The organism is Kitasatospora sp. NPDC054795 (assembly GCF_053611565.1).
In genome coordinates this window covers 100,139-114,740 of the sequence record NZ_JBSHAP010000010.1, presented here as the reverse complement: position 1 = coordinate 114,740, position 14,602 = coordinate 100,139, and the positions used below count along the sequence as shown (strand labels likewise).

General features: G+C 73.7%; 14 protein-coding genes and 1 pseudogene. 10 read left to right on the top strand and 5 right to left on the bottom strand.

Features of this window, described 5'->3' with window-relative positions; genetic code table 11:
• Positions 1 to 176: 176 nt before the first annotated feature.
• On the bottom strand, positions 177 to 398 hold the full coding sequence (locus ACWGJO_RS06025; RefSeq protein ID WP_452182361.1) for a hypothetical protein: 222 nt from the start codon (positions 396 to 398) through the stop codon (positions 177 to 179).
• Positions 399 to 815: 417 nt separating this feature from the next.
• Between ACWGJO_RS06025 and ACWGJO_RS06020 the strand changes: the two are divergent.
• Both ACWGJO_RS06020 and ACWGJO_RS06015 read left to right on the top strand, forming a co-directional pair.
• Positions 816 to 1,124 (top strand): annotated as a pseudogene (locus ACWGJO_RS06020) (pyridoxamine 5'-phosphate oxidase family protein); the annotation flags it as partial.
• 582 nt (positions 1,125 to 1,706) lie between these two features.
• Positions 1,707 to 2,468 (top strand): class I SAM-dependent methyltransferase, encoded by a 762-nt coding sequence (locus tag ACWGJO_RS06015; RefSeq protein WP_452182366.1) that lies wholly within the window; start codon positions 1,707 to 1,709, stop codon positions 2,466 to 2,468.
• A 56-nt stretch (positions 2,469 to 2,524) separates the two neighbouring features.
• On the opposite strand, the gene ACWGJO_RS06010 is transcribed toward ACWGJO_RS06015, so the two are convergent.
• Positions 2,525 to 4,126, bottom strand: a complete 1,602-nt coding sequence (locus ACWGJO_RS06010) for an ABC-F family ATP-binding cassette domain-containing protein (RefSeq protein WP_452182360.1) — start codon at positions 4,124 to 4,126, stop codon at positions 2,525 to 2,527.
• 271 nt (positions 4,127 to 4,397) lie between these two features.
• Here ACWGJO_RS06010 and ACWGJO_RS06005 point away from each other — a divergent pair, with 271 nt between their 5' ends.
• Positions 4,398 to 5,318, top strand: a complete 921-nt coding sequence (locus ACWGJO_RS06005; RefSeq protein ID WP_452182359.1) for an ATP-grasp domain-containing protein — start codon at positions 4,398 to 4,400, stop codon at positions 5,316 to 5,318.
• Positions 5,319 to 5,415: 97 nt separating this feature from the next.
• Here the strand turns inward: ACWGJO_RS06005 and ACWGJO_RS06000 are convergent, their stop codons facing one another.
• Positions 5,416 to 6,750, bottom strand: a complete 1,335-nt coding sequence (locus ACWGJO_RS06000; protein ID WP_452182358.1) for an NAD(P)/FAD-dependent oxidoreductase — start codon at positions 6,748 to 6,750, stop codon at positions 5,416 to 5,418.
• Positions 6,751 to 7,277: 527 nt separating this feature from the next.
• Here ACWGJO_RS06000 and ACWGJO_RS05995 point away from each other — a divergent pair.
• Both ACWGJO_RS05995 and ACWGJO_RS05990 read left to right on the top strand, forming a co-directional pair.
• The gene (locus ACWGJO_RS05995) at positions 7,278 to 8,441 is read left to right on the top strand and encodes a magnesium and cobalt transport protein CorA (RefSeq protein WP_387687645.1); all 1,164 of its coding nucleotides are present in this window, start codon (positions 7,278 to 7,280) and stop codon (positions 8,439 to 8,441) included.
• 177 nt (positions 8,442 to 8,618) lie between these two features.
• On the top strand, positions 8,619 to 8,780 hold the full coding sequence (locus ACWGJO_RS05990) for a hypothetical protein (protein ID WP_452182357.1): 162 nt from the start codon (positions 8,619 to 8,621) through the stop codon (positions 8,778 to 8,780).
• A gap of 3 nt (positions 8,781 to 8,783) precedes the next feature.
• Here the strand turns inward: ACWGJO_RS05990 and ACWGJO_RS05985 are convergent, their stop codons facing one another.
• Positions 8,784 to 9,140 carry a hypothetical protein gene (locus ACWGJO_RS05985; RefSeq protein WP_452182356.1) on the bottom strand — a complete coding sequence of 119 codons (357 nt, stop codon included), beginning with the start codon at positions 9,138 to 9,140 and terminating at the stop codon, positions 8,784 to 8,786.
• 121 nt (positions 9,141 to 9,261) lie between these two features.
• On the opposite strand from ACWGJO_RS05985, the gene ACWGJO_RS05980 reads away from it, so the two are divergent.
• The 4 genes from ACWGJO_RS05980 (at position 9,262) to ACWGJO_RS05965 (ending at position 12,208) form a co-directional block, all read left to right on the top strand.
• Positions 9,262 to 9,858, top strand: coding sequence for a helix-turn-helix domain-containing protein (locus tag ACWGJO_RS05980; RefSeq protein ID WP_359900727.1), 597 nt, complete (start codon positions 9,262 to 9,264; stop codon positions 9,856 to 9,858).
• A gap of 63 nt (positions 9,859 to 9,921) precedes the next feature.
• Positions 9,922 to 10,980, top strand: coding sequence for a signal peptidase I (gene lepB / locus ACWGJO_RS05975; protein WP_452182355.1), 1,059 nt, complete (start codon positions 9,922 to 9,924; stop codon positions 10,978 to 10,980).
• A gap of 180 nt (positions 10,981 to 11,160) precedes the next feature.
• Positions 11,161 to 11,454 carry a hypothetical protein gene (locus ACWGJO_RS05970; RefSeq protein ID WP_452182354.1) on the top strand — a complete coding sequence of 98 codons (294 nt, stop codon included), beginning with the start codon at positions 11,161 to 11,163 and terminating at the stop codon, positions 11,452 to 11,454.
• Between the two features lie 94 nt (positions 11,455 to 11,548).
• Positions 11,549 to 12,208, top strand: a complete 660-nt coding sequence (locus tag ACWGJO_RS05965; RefSeq protein WP_452182352.1) for a double zinc ribbon domain-containing protein — start codon at positions 11,549 to 11,551, stop codon at positions 12,206 to 12,208.
• Between the two features lie 82 nt (positions 12,209 to 12,290).
• Here ACWGJO_RS05965 and ACWGJO_RS05960 read toward each other — a convergent pair whose 3' ends face one another.
• A complete protein-coding gene (locus ACWGJO_RS05960) occupies positions 12,291 to 13,763 on the bottom strand; it encodes an LCP family protein (RefSeq protein WP_452182350.1) in 1,473 nt (490 codons plus the stop codon).
• A 405-nt stretch (positions 13,764 to 14,168) separates the two neighbouring features.
• On the opposite strand from ACWGJO_RS05960, the gene ACWGJO_RS05955 reads away from it, so the two are divergent.
• Positions 14,169 to 14,576, top strand: a complete 408-nt coding sequence (locus ACWGJO_RS05955) for a hypothetical protein (protein ID WP_452182349.1) — start codon at positions 14,169 to 14,171, stop codon at positions 14,574 to 14,576.
• Positions 14,577 to 14,602: the final 26 nt, after the last annotated feature.

The following is a 14,602-nucleotide window of genomic DNA, read 5'->3' as shown; positions in this document are numbered from 1 at the left end:
CACTCCCCGCGCTCGGCGCCGTCCCCCGGGCTGCGCCGCCGGCGCCCGGCCCGCGGCGGCCGGGGCGCCCCCGGCCCCCGCCACCCCCCGCCGGCCGGGCCGGTCGCCGGAGCGGTCGAGCTGCCGGAGGGCAGCTGGTGGGACCGGGACGTGTGGTCCTGGCGACCCGGTGAGCTTCAGGCGGCGCCGTGCGAGGCGGTCCAGGTCAGGCCGGTCAGGTAGGACGGGGCGTCCGGCGGCAGGTGGACGGTGTGCAGGGTGGTGCGGTCGTCGCCGCTGGTGTAGCCGATCAGGCCGTCGGTGAGGTTCTCCAGCGCGCCGAGCCGCACGCCCCACTGGTCGTCCAGCCAGGCGGGCCGGGGCGGATCGGTGCTCGGGTCCAGGGCAGCCAGGCCCACCCGGGCATGCCGCAGCCACAACGGCAGCCCGCACCAACGCCCTTGCCTCACGAGCCTCGAAGTGCACGCCCGGCGCGGGGAGTGCCGCAGCGCGTCCGGAGCGTGCGCGGATGGGTGACGGAGTGATGCGAGTCTGGCTGATAGGCATCGTCTGCGGCCGAGTTCGACAGGTGCCCCGAGACGCGTTCGGGTCGCCGGCGGCGCGAGTTCCTGGAAGCCGCGGGGGTGGGACGCCGCTCGGGGAGGTGGTGATCGACTCGGCGTGCCCTTCCGTCGGGGCCCGTGCTGCGGGCCCCGGCGGACGACGGGCCGGCGAGGAGGGGGTGAGACGGCCGACCTGGCGGCGGCCACAGCCGTCCTCAAGCAGGGCTACGTCTGCACCCTCGCCCACGTCGACCCCGAAACGGGCGGGCCGAGGTGCGTGTCCATGGTCTACGCGTACCACGAGGAGGGGGACGAGCGGCGCCTCTATCTGCACGGCTCCATCTACTGGCCGCCGCAGGCCGAGCTGGCGCCCTCGCTGCGGCAGCTGTGGAACGACGCCGGGGTCCACGTCTGCCTGGCCGTCACCCTGCTCGACGGCCTCATCGTCGGGCGGCGATCAGTACCTCCCTCAACTACCGCTCCGTGGTGGTGGACGGCATCGCGCGGAAGGTCGATCCGGCGGACCGGGCGAAGGCGTTCGAGGCGCTCAGCAACCAGGTCATCCCGGGCCGGTGGCCCGAACTGCGCCCGATCAAGGACGGCAAGGGCGGCAAGGGCGGCGAACTGGACTCGGACGGGGAGCACATCCCCGCCACCGAGGTCCTCTCCGTCAGCCTGACGGAGGACGCGACGGTGAACGTCAAGCGGCACCACGCCGCCGAGCCGGAGCACGAGAACCAGCAGGACTGGGACCGGGACCACGGCAACGCCTGGGGCGGTGTGCTCCCGATGCGCCAGGTGTACGGGCCGGCGGTCCCCGACTCGCACGTCAAGGACAAGGACGCCGACCCGCCGGACCCCGCCCGGCGGGTCATCGGCAGGACCACCTGGGTTCTCCTCGTTCCGGTCACGTCGGATCAGCGGGCGTCGTTGGCATGCGTGCATTCGCGGTGCGGAGGGGGGAGTCCACGCGGAGCATCGGCGACCGACGACAAGCCGTCGAGGTGCGTGCTCCGGCGACGCCCGCCCGGCGTGATCCGAAAGAAGAAGATCTTCATATTCCGGTTCAGGCTGCGGCCTTGGGCAAAGAGCTCAACTGGTCGGGGGACGGTCCGGGCGCGAAATCCGCTGGCCGGAGGGCATCGTCGCCGCGATGATGCGGACATGCGCACCTTCGAAGAGCTGATCGCCGAGGCCGAGGCCGTGTCCGTGGACGGCTGGGACTTCTCCTGGCTGGACGGCCGGGCCACCGAGGAGCGGCCCTCCTGGGGCTACCAGCGGCTGCTGGCCGGGCGGCTGGGCACGGCGACCGCGGCCCTGGACGTCCAGACCGGTGGCGGCGAGGTGCTCGCGGGCGCCGTACGGCTGGGCGGGCGCCCGCCCGTGCTCGCGGCCACCGAGTCCTGGCCGCCCAACGTGGCCCGCGCCACCGACCTGCTGCACCCGCTGGGCGCGGTGGTGGTCGCGGACCCCGACGAGCCGCCGCTGCCGTTCGCCGACGGGGCCTTCGACCTGGTCAGCAGCCGGCACCCGGTGCGGGCCCGGTGGACGGAGATCGCCCGGGTGCTGCGCCCCGGCGGCACGTACTTCGCCCAGCACGTGGGCCCGGCGTCGGCCTTCGAGCTGGTCGAGTACTTCCTCGGGCCGCAGCCGGAGGCGCGCGAGGGCCGCCGCCCCGAGCGGGAGAGCGCCGAGGCGCGGGCGGCCGGGCTGGAGGTGGTGGACCTGCGGTCCGAGCGGCTGCGGATGGAGTTCCGGGACATCGGCGCGGTGGTGTACTTCCTGCGAAAGGTGATCTGGATGGTCCCGGGCTTCACCGTGGCCGGGTACCGGGACCGGCTGTGCGAGCTGGATGCCCGGATTCGGGCCGAGGGGCCGTTCGTGGCTCGCTCGGCGCGCTTCCTGATCGAAGCGTGCAAGCCGTAGCCGGCCCACCGGACGCCGGCGCGCAGGGCAGGGGCCCGGCGGGCCGGCGTCGACGCTCAGGACTGTGCGACCAGGTCCAGGTACGCATCGTGCCAGAGGTCCTCGTCGCCGTCCGGCAGGAGCAGAACGCGGTCGGGCCGGAGGGCCTCGATGGCGCCGGGGTCGTGGGTGACCATCACGATCGCGCCCGGGTAGCTGCCCACCGCCGTCAGGACCTCCGTGCGGGAGGCCGGGTCGAGGTTGTTGGTCGGCTCGTCCAGCAGCAGGACGTTGGCGCCGGAGTGCACCAGGGCGGCCAGGGCGAGCCGGGTCTTCTCACCGCCGGACAGCACCCGGGCCGGCTTGTCGGCGTCGTCTCCCCGGAAGAGGAACGCGCCGAGCACGTGCCGCAGTTCGCCGTCGGTCAGGCCGGGTGCGGCCGCGGCGAGGTTGTCGCGCACGCTGAGTGCCGGGTCGAGGGTGTCGTGCTCCTGGGCGAAGTAGCCGAGCCGCAGGCCGGAGCCGGGGACGATGCGGCCGGAGCCCGGTGTCTCCCGGCCGGCCAGGACGCGCAGCAGGGTGGTCTTTCCGGCCCCGTTCGGGCCGAGCACGACCAGCCGGCTGCCGCGGTCCACGGCCAGGTCCAGTCCGGTCAGCACCGGCCGGCCGCCGTAGGACTTGGCGAGGCTGATCGCCCCGAGCGGCATCCGGCCGCACGGGGCGGGCTCGGGCAGCCGGATCCGGGCGGTGCGCTCGGCCTGCCGGACGGGTTCGAGTTCGGCGAGCATCCGGTCGGCCCGGCGGGCCATGCTGCGGGCGGTGGTCGCGGTGGCGACGTTGGCCCGCATCCGGTCGGCCTGCGCGTGCAGGGAGGCGGCCTTGCGTTCGGCGTTGGCCCGCTCCCGGGTGCGGCGGCGCTCGTCGGCGGCGCGCTGGGTCAGGTAGGTCTCCCAGCCGGTGTTGTGGACGTCGATCGTGGCGCGCTGCGGGTCCAGGTGGAAGACCCGGTTGACGGTCTCCGCGAGCAGCCGCAGGTCGTGGCTGATCAGTACCAGCCCGCCCTGGTGGGTGGCGAGGAAGCCGCGCAGCCAGGCGACGGAGTCGGCGTCCAGGTGGTTGGTCGGCTCGTCCAGCAGCAGGGTGCCGTGGTCGGCGAACAGGATGCGGGCCAGCTCGACCCGGCGGCGCTGGCCGCCGGAGAGCGTGCCGACGGGCGAGCCCATCAGGTGGGCGGGCAGGCCGAGCCCGGCCGCGACCCGGGCCGCCTCGGCCTCGGCGGCGTAGCCGCCGCGGGACTGGAACCCGGCCTCGGCCCGGACGTACGCGTCCATCGACCGGCCTTCCTCGGCCGGTGACCCGGCGCGGGCCATCGCCGCCTCGGCGGCGCGCAGCGTGCGGACGGCGGTGTCCAGGCCGCGGGCGGACAGGATGCGGTCGGTGACGGTGACCGACGGGTCGGCGGCGCGGGAGTCCTGCGGGAGGTAGCCGACGGCTCCGGTTCGGGTGACGGTGCCGGCGGCGGGTGCCAGCTGCCCGGCCAGGGTGGCGAGCAGTGTGGTCTTGCCGGCACCGTTGCGGCCGACCAGGCCGATCCGGTCGCCGGGGGCGATGTGCAGGGTGACGTCGGACAGCAGGAGGCGGGCGGCGACGCGCACGTCGACACCGCGGGTGGTGATCACGGGATAACGCTCCGAAACGGCTAGCGAACAGACGGGTGGCGTGGAAGCGGTCCGTCGGCTAGGAAATTCGGGGCGTAGACATGGGGCCACAGTAGTGGGAGGGGTGGACCGGACGCATCCGAATTAACGGGGCGGTGCGGGGTGGTCGGCCGCGGCGGGGCCCCGGGTGCCACCCCCTCCGCCCGGGGCGGTTCGGTTTCGGCCATGCCGGAGGCGGATGGCGCATGGGGCCTCCTTGTCATGGTCGCGGCGCAATCGCTTGCATGTCCGCATGGGCCGACGCGATCTCGTACTCCTGACCGACCACAGCTCGACCGAAGGCAGCCGGCAGGTGCTCGCCGCCGCCGCGCGGACGCTGACCGGCCGGGAACCCGTCCAGCTGGACGCCCGGCACTTCATGACCGGCGGCAGCGGGCTGATCGAGGCCGACGACGCGGGCGGAATCCGGCTGGAGGCGGGCGGCCGGGCGGTGACCGCCGACACCGTGATCGTCTACGAGATCCCGCCGCACCGGCGCCGCGCGTTCGAGGACTGCCAACGGCGGCTGCGCGGCTTCGGCGCCCGCTCGCTCGGTACCGACGCCGAGGCGTGGCGGGCGGCCACCGAGAAGGACGCCACGGTCGCGAGCTTCGTCCGGGACGGCGTGCCGCACATGCCCAGCATCGCGCTCTCCAGGCCGAGCCCGGAGGCCGCCGTCGACGCCTTCGCGGCACTCGGCGGCGACGTCTGGGCCAGGCCCTGCATCGGGATGGGCGGCGACGACGTCTTCCACCTCACCACCCGCGCTCAGCTCGACGCCGCCGCACGGCACTACGCCCGGGCGGGCGCGGACTGGCTGATCGCCCGCGACGCCCGGAACCTCCTCCCGGACGGGCGCCGCCACCAGTACCGGGTGGTGGTGCTGCAGGGGCGCGTGGTCCGGGTCGTCGAGCACGTCCAGGCGGACCCGGACGCGCCCTGCAACGAGAGCCGGGGGGCCGTCTCCACGCTGCTCGACTACACCGAACTGCCGGACGGACTCGCGGAGTCGGCCATCGCGGCGGCCGCCTCCACGGGCCTCGACCTCGCCGGGGTGGACCTCGCCGCCGAGAGCGGCGGCGTGGTCTTCGAGGTCAACGTCCACCCCGCCTTCGGCCGGCGCGGCCTGGAACAGGTGGCGTTGCCGTACGTCGCCGCGCACCTCGGCGAGTAGCGCCGGGGCATCCCGCCGGCGCCCGGGGCATCCCGCCGGTGCCCGGAACGCCCCGGTGAAACACCCCGCCGGTGCCCGGAAGGCTCCGGTGCCTGCCTCAGGCCCGCAGGACCGCCGCGAGCACCGACGGCCGGAACAGCGCCGACGGGGGCGCCACCAGCGACATCACCTCGTGGAACACCGCGGTGACCGCCGTGTCCAAGGTGCTGGCCGCCAGCACCTTGTCGAAGAAGCTGTGCTGGAGCCCGATCAGGGCGCCCGAGGGCGCGCCGGTGGTGGCGGGGAAACGGGCGTCCTCGGCGCAGGAGATCACCCAGGGGATCTTGGACGCCACGGCGACGGCGCGCCGTGCGGCCCGGGCGGTGGCGTGTCCGATGCCGCCGTGCCGCTTCGCGGTGCGGCGGAGCTCCCGGGCGCAGAACAGCGCGACGGTGACGCCCTGCCCGTACACCGGGTTGAAGGTGCTCGCGGCGTCGCCGACCACCACCAGCCCGTCCGGGCAACTGCGCTCGTAGTGCCGGCGCACGCCCGGGCCGGGGTGGAAGCCGCGGACCTCGCCCGCGGGTTCGGCGTCCCGCAGCATCTCGTGCAGGAGCGGGTCGCGCAGCAGGCGCAGGTGTTCGGTGAACCCCTCCTCGCCGGCCGCCGGCTCGGCGCCGCGCATCCCGGCGAGGCTGACGATCCAGCGGTCGCCCTCGACCGGCAGCAGCACGCCCATGCGCTGCGCGTCCGGCGCCTTGGTCTGGAGGTAGGCCGCCCGGCCGACGGTCTCGGACCCGTCCGGGCGGTGGAACATCCGGGAGACGTACGCGACGCCCGCGTCCACCCGCTCCTCGGGCACCGGCGGGCAGCCCAGCTCGGCGAGCCACTTCGGCACCGAGGTCGAGCGGCCCGTCGCGTCCACCACCAACTCGGCGGGTATCTCCCGGACTTCGCCGCGCTCCTGGCCGCGCTCGCGGACCTTCACCCCGGTCACCGCGGTCGCCGTGCCGAGCAGTCCGACCGCGTCCGTGCCCTCCAGGAACTCGATCGCGGGATGGGCGCGGACCCGGTCCAGCACGAACGAGTCCAGCAGCGACCGGGTGCAGGAGAGGAAGCCCACCTGCGCCGGGTACTCGGCCAGCCACCCGGCGGAGCAGAGCCACTTGACGTCCGAGGCGGCCACCCGCTGCGCGCCCGCGGCCATCAGCTCCTGCTTGATGCCGGGCATCATCTCCTCCAGTAGCCGGTGCCCGGCCTCCAGCACCAGGTGCGCGTGCCGGCCCTGCGGCACCCCCGCCCGGAACTCCGCCCCCGCCGGGTACCGGTCCCGCTCCACCACCACGATCCGCTCGGCGAACCCGCGCAGTGCCCACGCGGCCGCCATTCCCGCGAGCCCGCCGCCGATCACCACTGCCGTACCCCGCCCCGGGGCCCTGTCCGAAGAAGTCATGACACGTAGCGTAGTGGCGTGCTCGCCTCCCTGTGATCACTTCGCTGCCGATGAACAGCCCTGCCCAGTGGGGCCGTTGACGGCGCACGGCGGCACCGGACGGCCCGCGGGGCGTGCGTGGGGCGTGCGCGGGGGCGGCCTGCGCGGGCGCGGACACGGTCCGGGGGCACGGGCCACGGCGGGCCCTGGATGCGACCCCGGCCGTAACCCCGGTCGGGGCCCGGGTCGTGCGGGTACTAGACTCGACGGGATTGTGCTGGCGCCCCTCCCGGTGCGCAGGCGCGCGGAGGCGAGGAGGTGAGGGCCGTGGAGTGCAGTAGTACGGGTCGAAGTCGGCCCCGCCCCCGGTTGTCCCGCACCACTCGCGGCCCCCGGCACACCTCCTCCCGTACGGCTCCCGCGCGGCACTGACCTCGTCCTCCCGGCGAGGCGCCGCCGGTCGCGCCGTGCGCGTGGCGGCCGGCCGGGCGCCTCCGGTCCGCCGTGTCCCCTTGCGGCGGCCGGGCATCCACCGTGGAGGTCCCGCCATGTCCGACTGGCGTGTGCGCGCCGTGCGCGCGAGCAAGCGTCCGTTCTCCCGTTCCGTCGTCCGGCCCACGGACACCCAGCCCGCGCCCGAGCACTCGATGGACCCCCGGCCCGACCAGCCCGTCGAGCCGGTGACGCTGGAACGCTCCGTGGTGGACGCGGCCGTCTACCGGGACGGCCGCCGGACGGACGCGCCCACGGACCTCGCCGACATCTACCGCACGCTGCCCGACCGGCCCGGCACGATGGCCTGGATCGGCCTCTTCCGTCCCGCCGAGGCGCAACTGCTGGAGGCCGCCGACCGGTTCGACCTGCACGAGCTGGCCGTCGAGGACGCCATCGTCGCCCATCAGCGGCCGAAGCTGGAGCGCTACGGCGACACCCTGTTCGTGGTGCTGCGCGCCGCCCGCTACCTGGACGAGGCGGAGGAGGTCGACTTCGGCGAGATCCACCTCTTCGTCGGCCCCGACTTCGTGCTCACCGTCCGGCACTCCCAGGCCCCGGACCTGTCGGCGGTGCGCCGCCGGCTGGAGGCCGACCCGGAGCTGCTGGCGCTCGGCCCGGAAGCGGTGCTGTACGCGGTGCTGGACGCCGTGGTCGACGGCTACGCGCCGGTGATCGCCGGCCTCCAGCACGACATCGACGAGATCGAGACCGAGGTGTTCGGCGGCGACCCGCAGGTCTCCCGCCGCATCTACGAGCTCTCCCGCGAGGTGATCGAGTTCCAGCGGGCCACCCGCCCGCTGCTGGAGATCATGAAGAGCCTGGAGGCGGGGTTCGGCAAGTACGGCACCGACGAGGAGCTCCAGCGCTACCTGCGCGACGTCGCCGACCACGCCACCTACGCCGCCGAGCGGGTGGACGGCTTCCGGCAGATGCTCCAGAACATCCTGACCGTCAACGCGACACTGGTCTCGCAGCGGCAGAACGAGGAGATGAAGCAGCTCGCCGAGGCGGGGCACGCGCAGAACGACGAGATCAAGAAGATCTCCTCCTGGGCGGCCATCCTCTTCGCGCCGACACTGATCGGCACGGTGTACGGGATGAACTTCGAGACGATGCCGGAGCTCAAGTGGGTCTTCGGCTACCCGTTCGCGATCGGGCTGATGGCGCTGGTGTGCACCGGGCTGTACCTGGTGTTCAAGAAGCGGGACTGGCTGTAGGCCGGAGCCCCGGGCCCCGCTGACCCGGGCCCCGCGCCCCCGGGGCCGCTTCCGTGCGTGGGCACCGCATCCCGCTTTCCTCACCGGACGGTGACAACTCGGCCTCGTTCCAAGGACGTTCGGTGCCGACGCGGGATCGGAGGGGGACCCTTCCCCGGGAGCGGGGAGGAGGTCCGGATGCGGGCGATCGCGGGGATGATGACGGCGGCCGTGGTGATGGGGTTGCTGCTGGGTGGGGCGGTGAGCCTGCTGCTGTTCGCCTTCACCGACTGGTTCGACCCGATCGCGCGGTGGGTGCACGTGCACGGCTTCCTCCTCTGGGGCCACGGCAGACCTTAGACATCAGCCGGGCAGCAGTCGCTCGTACTCGGCCTCCGGGTCCAGTTGGCGCCGGTACTCGACGTGCAGCCGGACGGTGCCGTCCGTTCCGGCCAGGCGGTCGAGCGGGCCGTCGCCGGCCGGGAGCGGGTGGGGCTGCGGCCACTGCTGTGCGAGGACGGCCAGCGGGGTGCCGTCGGCGGTGCGGACCACCCAGGTGGCGCGGCCGCCGCCGATCAGCGGGAGCCGGGGCCGGGGGAGGCCGAGGGCGGTGAGCGCTGCCGGGGTGTCCAGGTGGTCGGGGAGGGTGAGGGTCTCGGCGTGCGGGGCGTCGGCGTCGTCGCCGGCCGCGACGCTGTCCCGGGTGAGGAGGATGCGCATGGCGGGAGGATAGGCCGGAGCCGTGGGCGAGCGCTCGGAGTGTGGCCCGCGGGGGTGGCGGCGGGGCCTCACCCGTGTGCCGGATTGACAATGGGCATTGCCGTACCGGCAAATGGCAGGCATGGCCGACGAAGACTTCGAGAACGTCCTCACCACGGTGGGCCCGCGGCTGCGGGCGCTGCGGCGGGAGCGCGGCACCACGCTCGCCAAACTGGCCGCCGTCACCGGCATCTCGCTCAGCACGCTGTCCCGGCTGGAGTCCGGGCAGCGCAAGCCGACGCTGGAGCTGCTGCTGCCGCTGGCCCGGGAGTACCGGGTGCCGCTGGACGAGCTGGTCGGCGCCCCGGCCACCGGCGACCCGCGGATCCATCCGCGCCCGGTGACCAGGAACGGCCAGACCATCGTCCCGCTCACCCGCCACCTGGGCGGCCTGCACGCCTACAAGCACATTGTGCCGCCGGGCCGGAACGCCGGACCCGAGCTGGAGCTGAAGGTCCACGAGGGGTACGAGTGGCTGTACGTGCTGTCCGGACGGCTGCGGCTGGTCCTCGGCACCCACGACCTGGTGCTGACGGCGGGTGAGGCCGCCGAGTTCGACACCCGCACCCCGCACGCCTTCGGCAACGCGGGGCAGCAGCCGGTGGAGTTCCTCAGCCTGTTCGGGCCGCAAGGGGAGCGCATCCACGTCAGGGCGCGCCCGGGAACCTCTGTTCGGTAGGTTCGTTCCTGACAGGGGGTCTTCCTACCGGCTCCCGCCAGGCCATCGGGAGGGGCCGAGGAAATGACTGTGCAGCAGAGCGCGGAGTCCGGCGAGAGCGGCGGAGCCGGGGAGCGTGCGGAGGCCGGGTACGGCCGGGCGGAGTCGGGTGCGGGCAGCGCGGTGGCGGAGGGTGCGGACGCGGGCGCCGGTGCTCCCGGCGGGACCGGTGCACCCGGGAGCGCGGGTGCTCCCGGGAAAGCCGCTCCCGGGGAGGGCGGCGCCTCCGGGAAGGCCGACGCTCCCGGGAACGCCGACGTTCCCGGGACGGCCGACGAGGAGGCCGAGCGCCCCCGGAAGAAGCGCCCGTTCTGGCAGGAGCTGCCGATCCTGCTGGTGGTCGCGCTGCTGCTCTCGCTCGGGATCAAGACCTTCTTCGTACAGGCCTTCTCCATCCCCTCCGGCTCGATGGAGCAGACCCTCGCGATCGGCGACCGGGTGCTGGTCGACAAGTTCACCCCGTGGTTCGGCGCCAAGCCCGAGCGCGGCGAGGTGGTGGTGTTCCGCGATCCGGGCGGCTGGCTGGAGGGCACGCCGACGGCCTCGGGCGACTCCGTGATGGGGACCGTCCAGAAGGCGCTCAGCACCGTCGGCCTGATGCCCTCGGCGGACGAGAAGGACCTGATCAAGCGGGTGATCGCGGTCGGCGGTGACACCGTGGAGTGCGAGGCGGGCTCGCCGCTGAGGGTGAACGGCGTCGCGCTGGACGAGCCGTATCTGTTCCCGGGTGCGACGCCCTGCGACAACGACCCGGTCGGCACCGTCACCGTGCCCAAGGACAAGCTGTGGGTGATGGGCGACCACCGCAACAACTCGCGAGACTCCCGGTGGCACCACAACGAGACCGGCGACGGCTTCGTGCCGGTGGACAACGTGGTCGGCCGGGCCTTCGTGGTCGCCTGGCCGTTGTCCGACTGGTCCACGCTGCCGGTCCCGGACACCTTCGACAAGGTGCCGGCCGGGGCGGCGGGCGCGGCCGGCGCGCCGTTCGGGACGCCGCCGGCGCCGGAGGCCGCCGCACTGGCCGGCGTCGTGCCGCTCGCCCTGTGGCAGCGGCGGCGCTCGGCGCGGAAGGACCGCTGAGGCCGGCTCGCCCTCCCGGAACCCGGCCGATCGGCTTCGATCGGGTTCGATCGGCTTCGACGGAACTCCTCCCACTGACATCTACACGCCTGTAGAGTTCAGGAGGTGAGCTGAACGCCCGGCGGCCGGCCGCCCCGAGCGGGGCGCCCGGCGGCCGGGTCCGGGTCGGGAGGCGGAGCCGTGATGGAGAATCAGTGCAGCCCCGGGGATGCCGGAGGTCCGGCGGGGCCGGAACCGGCGGGAACGGATCAGGCAGGACCGGAAGCGGCGGCCCGGGACGTCCACTGGGTCTACCAGCCGGTCGAGGTGGACCTCGGGGACGGCGGCTGGGCGCTCGGCCGGATCAGCGCGTGGTGGCAGGACGCGGCCGGGCAGCGCTGGTGCCGGCTGCGCATCGGCCGCGGCGGACAGCCCGCGCTCTGGCAGCCGTTCGACCCGGCGCGGGTGCTGCTGCTGCCGGTGTCCGGGCTCTGAGCAGGCCGGTCGGGCGTTCCCGGTGGAACCGTTCGGCGGGCCCCGTCGTCCCTGGGATCGACCGCTGACAGGCCACTTAGCGACCGGGGACGACGTGACTTCGGAGATCTACTTCAGCAGCAACTACCGCGACCTGTGCGAGCAGCACGGCACCGGCGCGGGTTTCCAGTTCGAGTTTTCCTGCTACCGCTGCTCGGACACCTGGCGTTCGGCGTTCGAGCCGTTCCGGACCGGCCAGATGGCGGGCTGGATAGGCAAGGGCGTCAGCGCGGCCTGGAACCTCATCGGCGGCAACGCCAACACCATCAGCAACGCCGCCGACGGTCTGGCCGGCCAGACCTGGGGCACCTCGCGGGACGAGGCCTTCCAACGGGCCATCACCAACGCCCAGTCCCACTTCAACCGCTGCGCCCGGTGCACCCACTACGTCTGCGGCCGCTGCTTCGACCCGGCCCAGGGCCTGTGCCACACCTGCGCCCCGGACACCGCGGCCGAGGCGGTGGCGGCGCAGCACCGCGGCCTCAACGACACGGTCACCGAGCGCGCGTACAAGTCCGGTCAGCAGTCCGGGGCCGAGTTCGACGTCACCGCGCCGCGTCAGCTGGTCTGCCCGCAGTGCCGCACCGAGACCCACGGCACGCCGTTCTGCCCCGGCTGCGGCTTCCGACTGGCGCAGCCCGTCCAGTGCACGAGCTGCCACAAGGACGTCCCGGACGGCGCCGCGTTCTGTCCGTCCTGCGGGACGAGACGCTGACACCTCGTCCGCAGGACGGCGGGGCGCCCCCGGAGCGACGGGCCGGAGGCGCCCCGCCGTCGTGTGCGCGGGACGGACCGGCTCAGCCGTACGAGAGGTTGGCGCAGGGATCGTCGTCGGCCGAGCGGGCGGCGCCGCTGACGCTGGTGGGCAGCGGGGCCGGGGCGGTGGGGGCGCCGCCGGGGGCCGCGGTGGCGGGGCCGGCGGGGTTGGCGGCGGCGAAATCGTGGCCGAGGACGACGCTGACGCCCCGGCCGCCGGGCTGCACGGTCGCGCCGGGGAACAGCTTGGCGACCGCCTCGGCGGCGGTGCGCTCGCCGGTGCCGTACTCGACGACGGTGGTGCTGCGCGGCTTGCCGACCGCGTTGCCGACGCCGGCGACGGTGTAGCCGGCGCCCTTGACGGTCTCCGCGGCCCGGCCGCCGAGCCCGGACTCGCCGGTGCTGTTGAGCACGGAGACCTTCACCTCGGCGGCCTTGGCGTCCGGGGCAGGCGCAGGCGCGGCCTCGGCGGCGGGAGGGGCGGAGGGGGTGGCGGCGTCGGCCGGGGCGCTCGCGTCCTGGCCGTCGATGGTGCGGTCGGCCTTGAGCGCGGCCCACAGCTGGTCCACGTCGGGGTGCACCAGGGCGACCCGCGGGCCCTCGTAGCGCCAGGGCACGGTGAGGAACTTGATGTCGTGCAGGTTCACGTCCTTGAGTTCCATGGCGAAGGAGAGCAGCTTGGCGGCCGAGCCGAGGCCGGGGTCGACGGTCAGCGACCTGGTGGCCGCGTCGGCCAGCGGCAGCAGCGTGGTCGGGTCCATGCCGCGGGACTTGACCTCCTTGATGAGGGAGGACATGAAGGCCTGCTGGCGCTTGGTGCGGCCGATGTCGGAGCCGTCGCCGATGCCGTGCCGGACCCGGACGTAGTCCAGCGCGGCCTGGCCCTCGACCTTCTGTTTGCCCTTGGGGAAGAGCAGCTTCCCCTTGTGGCCGAGGTTGGGGTTGAGGTCCCCCTCGTGGATGTCGTTCGGCAGGCAGACCTCGACGCCGCCGACCGCTTTGGTCATCGCGGCGAAGCCGTTGAAGTCGACCACGATGGTGTGGTCGACGCGCAGGTTGGTCAGCTTCTCGACGGCGTTCTGGGTGCAGGCCGGGTTGCCCTGGTCGCTGTCGCCGACCGAGAAGGCGCTGTTGAACATCACATTGCTCTGCTCCTTGGTCCACTTGCCGTTGGGGAGCTTGCACGGCGGGATGGTGACCAGGGAGTCGCGGGGGATGGAGATGCCGACGGCGTGCTTGTGGTCGGCGTAGACGTGCAGCAGGATCGCGGTGTCCGAGCGGGCGCCGCCGTCCCCGCCGCCGCCCAGGTCGCTGTTGCCGTTGCCGCGGCTGTCCGAGCCGATCATCAGCACGTTGACCGGGGTGCGGCCCTGGGCGTCCGGGGTCGCGGCCTCCGGGCGGTCCTTGCTGAGGGCGTCGCCGTCGAAGGTGTTGATGTTGCTGTTCAGCCGGTAGTAGAGGCCGGCGCCGCCGAGGACGGCGAGCGCGGTGCAGCCGGCGGTCGCCCAGAGCACCTTCTCCTTGGTGCTGCGCTTGGGCTTCTTGCGCGCCCGGGCCGCTGAACGACCGTCCGATATGCTCGCACTGTCCGGGTTCCGGTCGTTCTTCTGGCCGGTTCTCCGGCCGGTGGCCCGGCGTCCGCCCGCACGGTGCGGCGAATTCTCGGCTTCGGGGGAACCCTTTCGGCCAGACACGTCGTCATCCTCCACAGTTGCCACGCGAGCCCCCGTCGAAAAGCGGCGGGTTCGCGTGGCCCGGGGCCGGAGCCGATCCGGGCGTGACCCGTCGCTAAACTTTTACACCGCTGTAGAACTTCAGTGGAGCATACTAGGCGCGGATGGGAAAACCAGCTGGTCAGACCATGAGAAATTGGTCAGAGCGGCTGTTCCGCGCTGCTCCGGACCCGTACGAGGAGCACGATGACTGATCGGATAGCACGTTCGATAGCCGGCGCCCTGGTGGCCCTGCTGGCTGCCGCCGGCCTCACCGCGGCGGCATCGGGCGCGGCGGCGGTGGCCGCACCCCGAACCCTCGCGGCCGCCGCCGCGCATCCGGGAGCCCCCGGGGGTGCCGCCGCCGCGGACGGCGGCGCGCAGATCGGCACGGAGGCGCGCGCCGCCTCCGCGGTTGCCGCCACCTCCGCCACCTCCTCCGCCGCCGATGTCGCGCACCTCGCGGCCAAGGACGAGAAGAAGAAGAAAAAGGGATTCTTCGCCAAGCTGGGCAAGTTCCTGCTGGTCGTGGTCATCCTGCTCATCCTGCTCGTCGTCCTGCTGATCGTCGGGATCGTCTACGCCTCCAAGCGGATCTTCAGCCGCCGCAAGTAGCCGCGGGCCGCCACCGTCGGCCGTGC

Coding starts and splice junctions, on each gene's coding strand:
- ACWGJO_RS06015 (WP_452182366.1), top strand. CDS start 1,707: ATGCGCACCTTCGAAGAGCTGATCGCCGAGGCCGAGGCCGTGTCCGTG.
- ACWGJO_RS06005 (WP_452182359.1), top strand. CDS start 4,398: ATGGGCCGACGCGATCTCGTACTCCTGACCGACCACAGCTCGACCGAA.
- ACWGJO_RS06000 (WP_452182358.1), bottom strand. CDS start 6,750: ATGACTTCTTCGGACAGGGCCCCGGGGCGGGGTACGGCAGTGGTGATC.
- ACWGJO_RS05995 (WP_387687645.1), top strand. CDS start 7,278: ATGTCCGACTGGCGTGTGCGCGCCGTGCGCGCGAGCAAGCGTCCGTTC.
- ACWGJO_RS05990 (WP_452182357.1), top strand. CDS start 8,619: ATGCGGGCGATCGCGGGGATGATGACGGCGGCCGTGGTGATGGGGTTG.
- ACWGJO_RS05985 (WP_452182356.1), bottom strand. CDS start 9,140: ATGCGCATCCTCCTCACCCGGGACAGCGTCGCGGCCGGCGACGACGCC.
- ACWGJO_RS05980 (WP_359900727.1), top strand. CDS start 9,262: ATGGCCGACGAAGACTTCGAGAACGTCCTCACCACGGTGGGCCCGCGG.
- lepB (WP_452182355.1), top strand. CDS start 9,922: ATGACTGTGCAGCAGAGCGCGGAGTCCGGCGAGAGCGGCGGAGCCGGG.
- ACWGJO_RS05955 (WP_452182349.1), top strand. CDS start 14,169: ATGACTGATCGGATAGCACGTTCGATAGCCGGCGCCCTGGTGGCCCTG.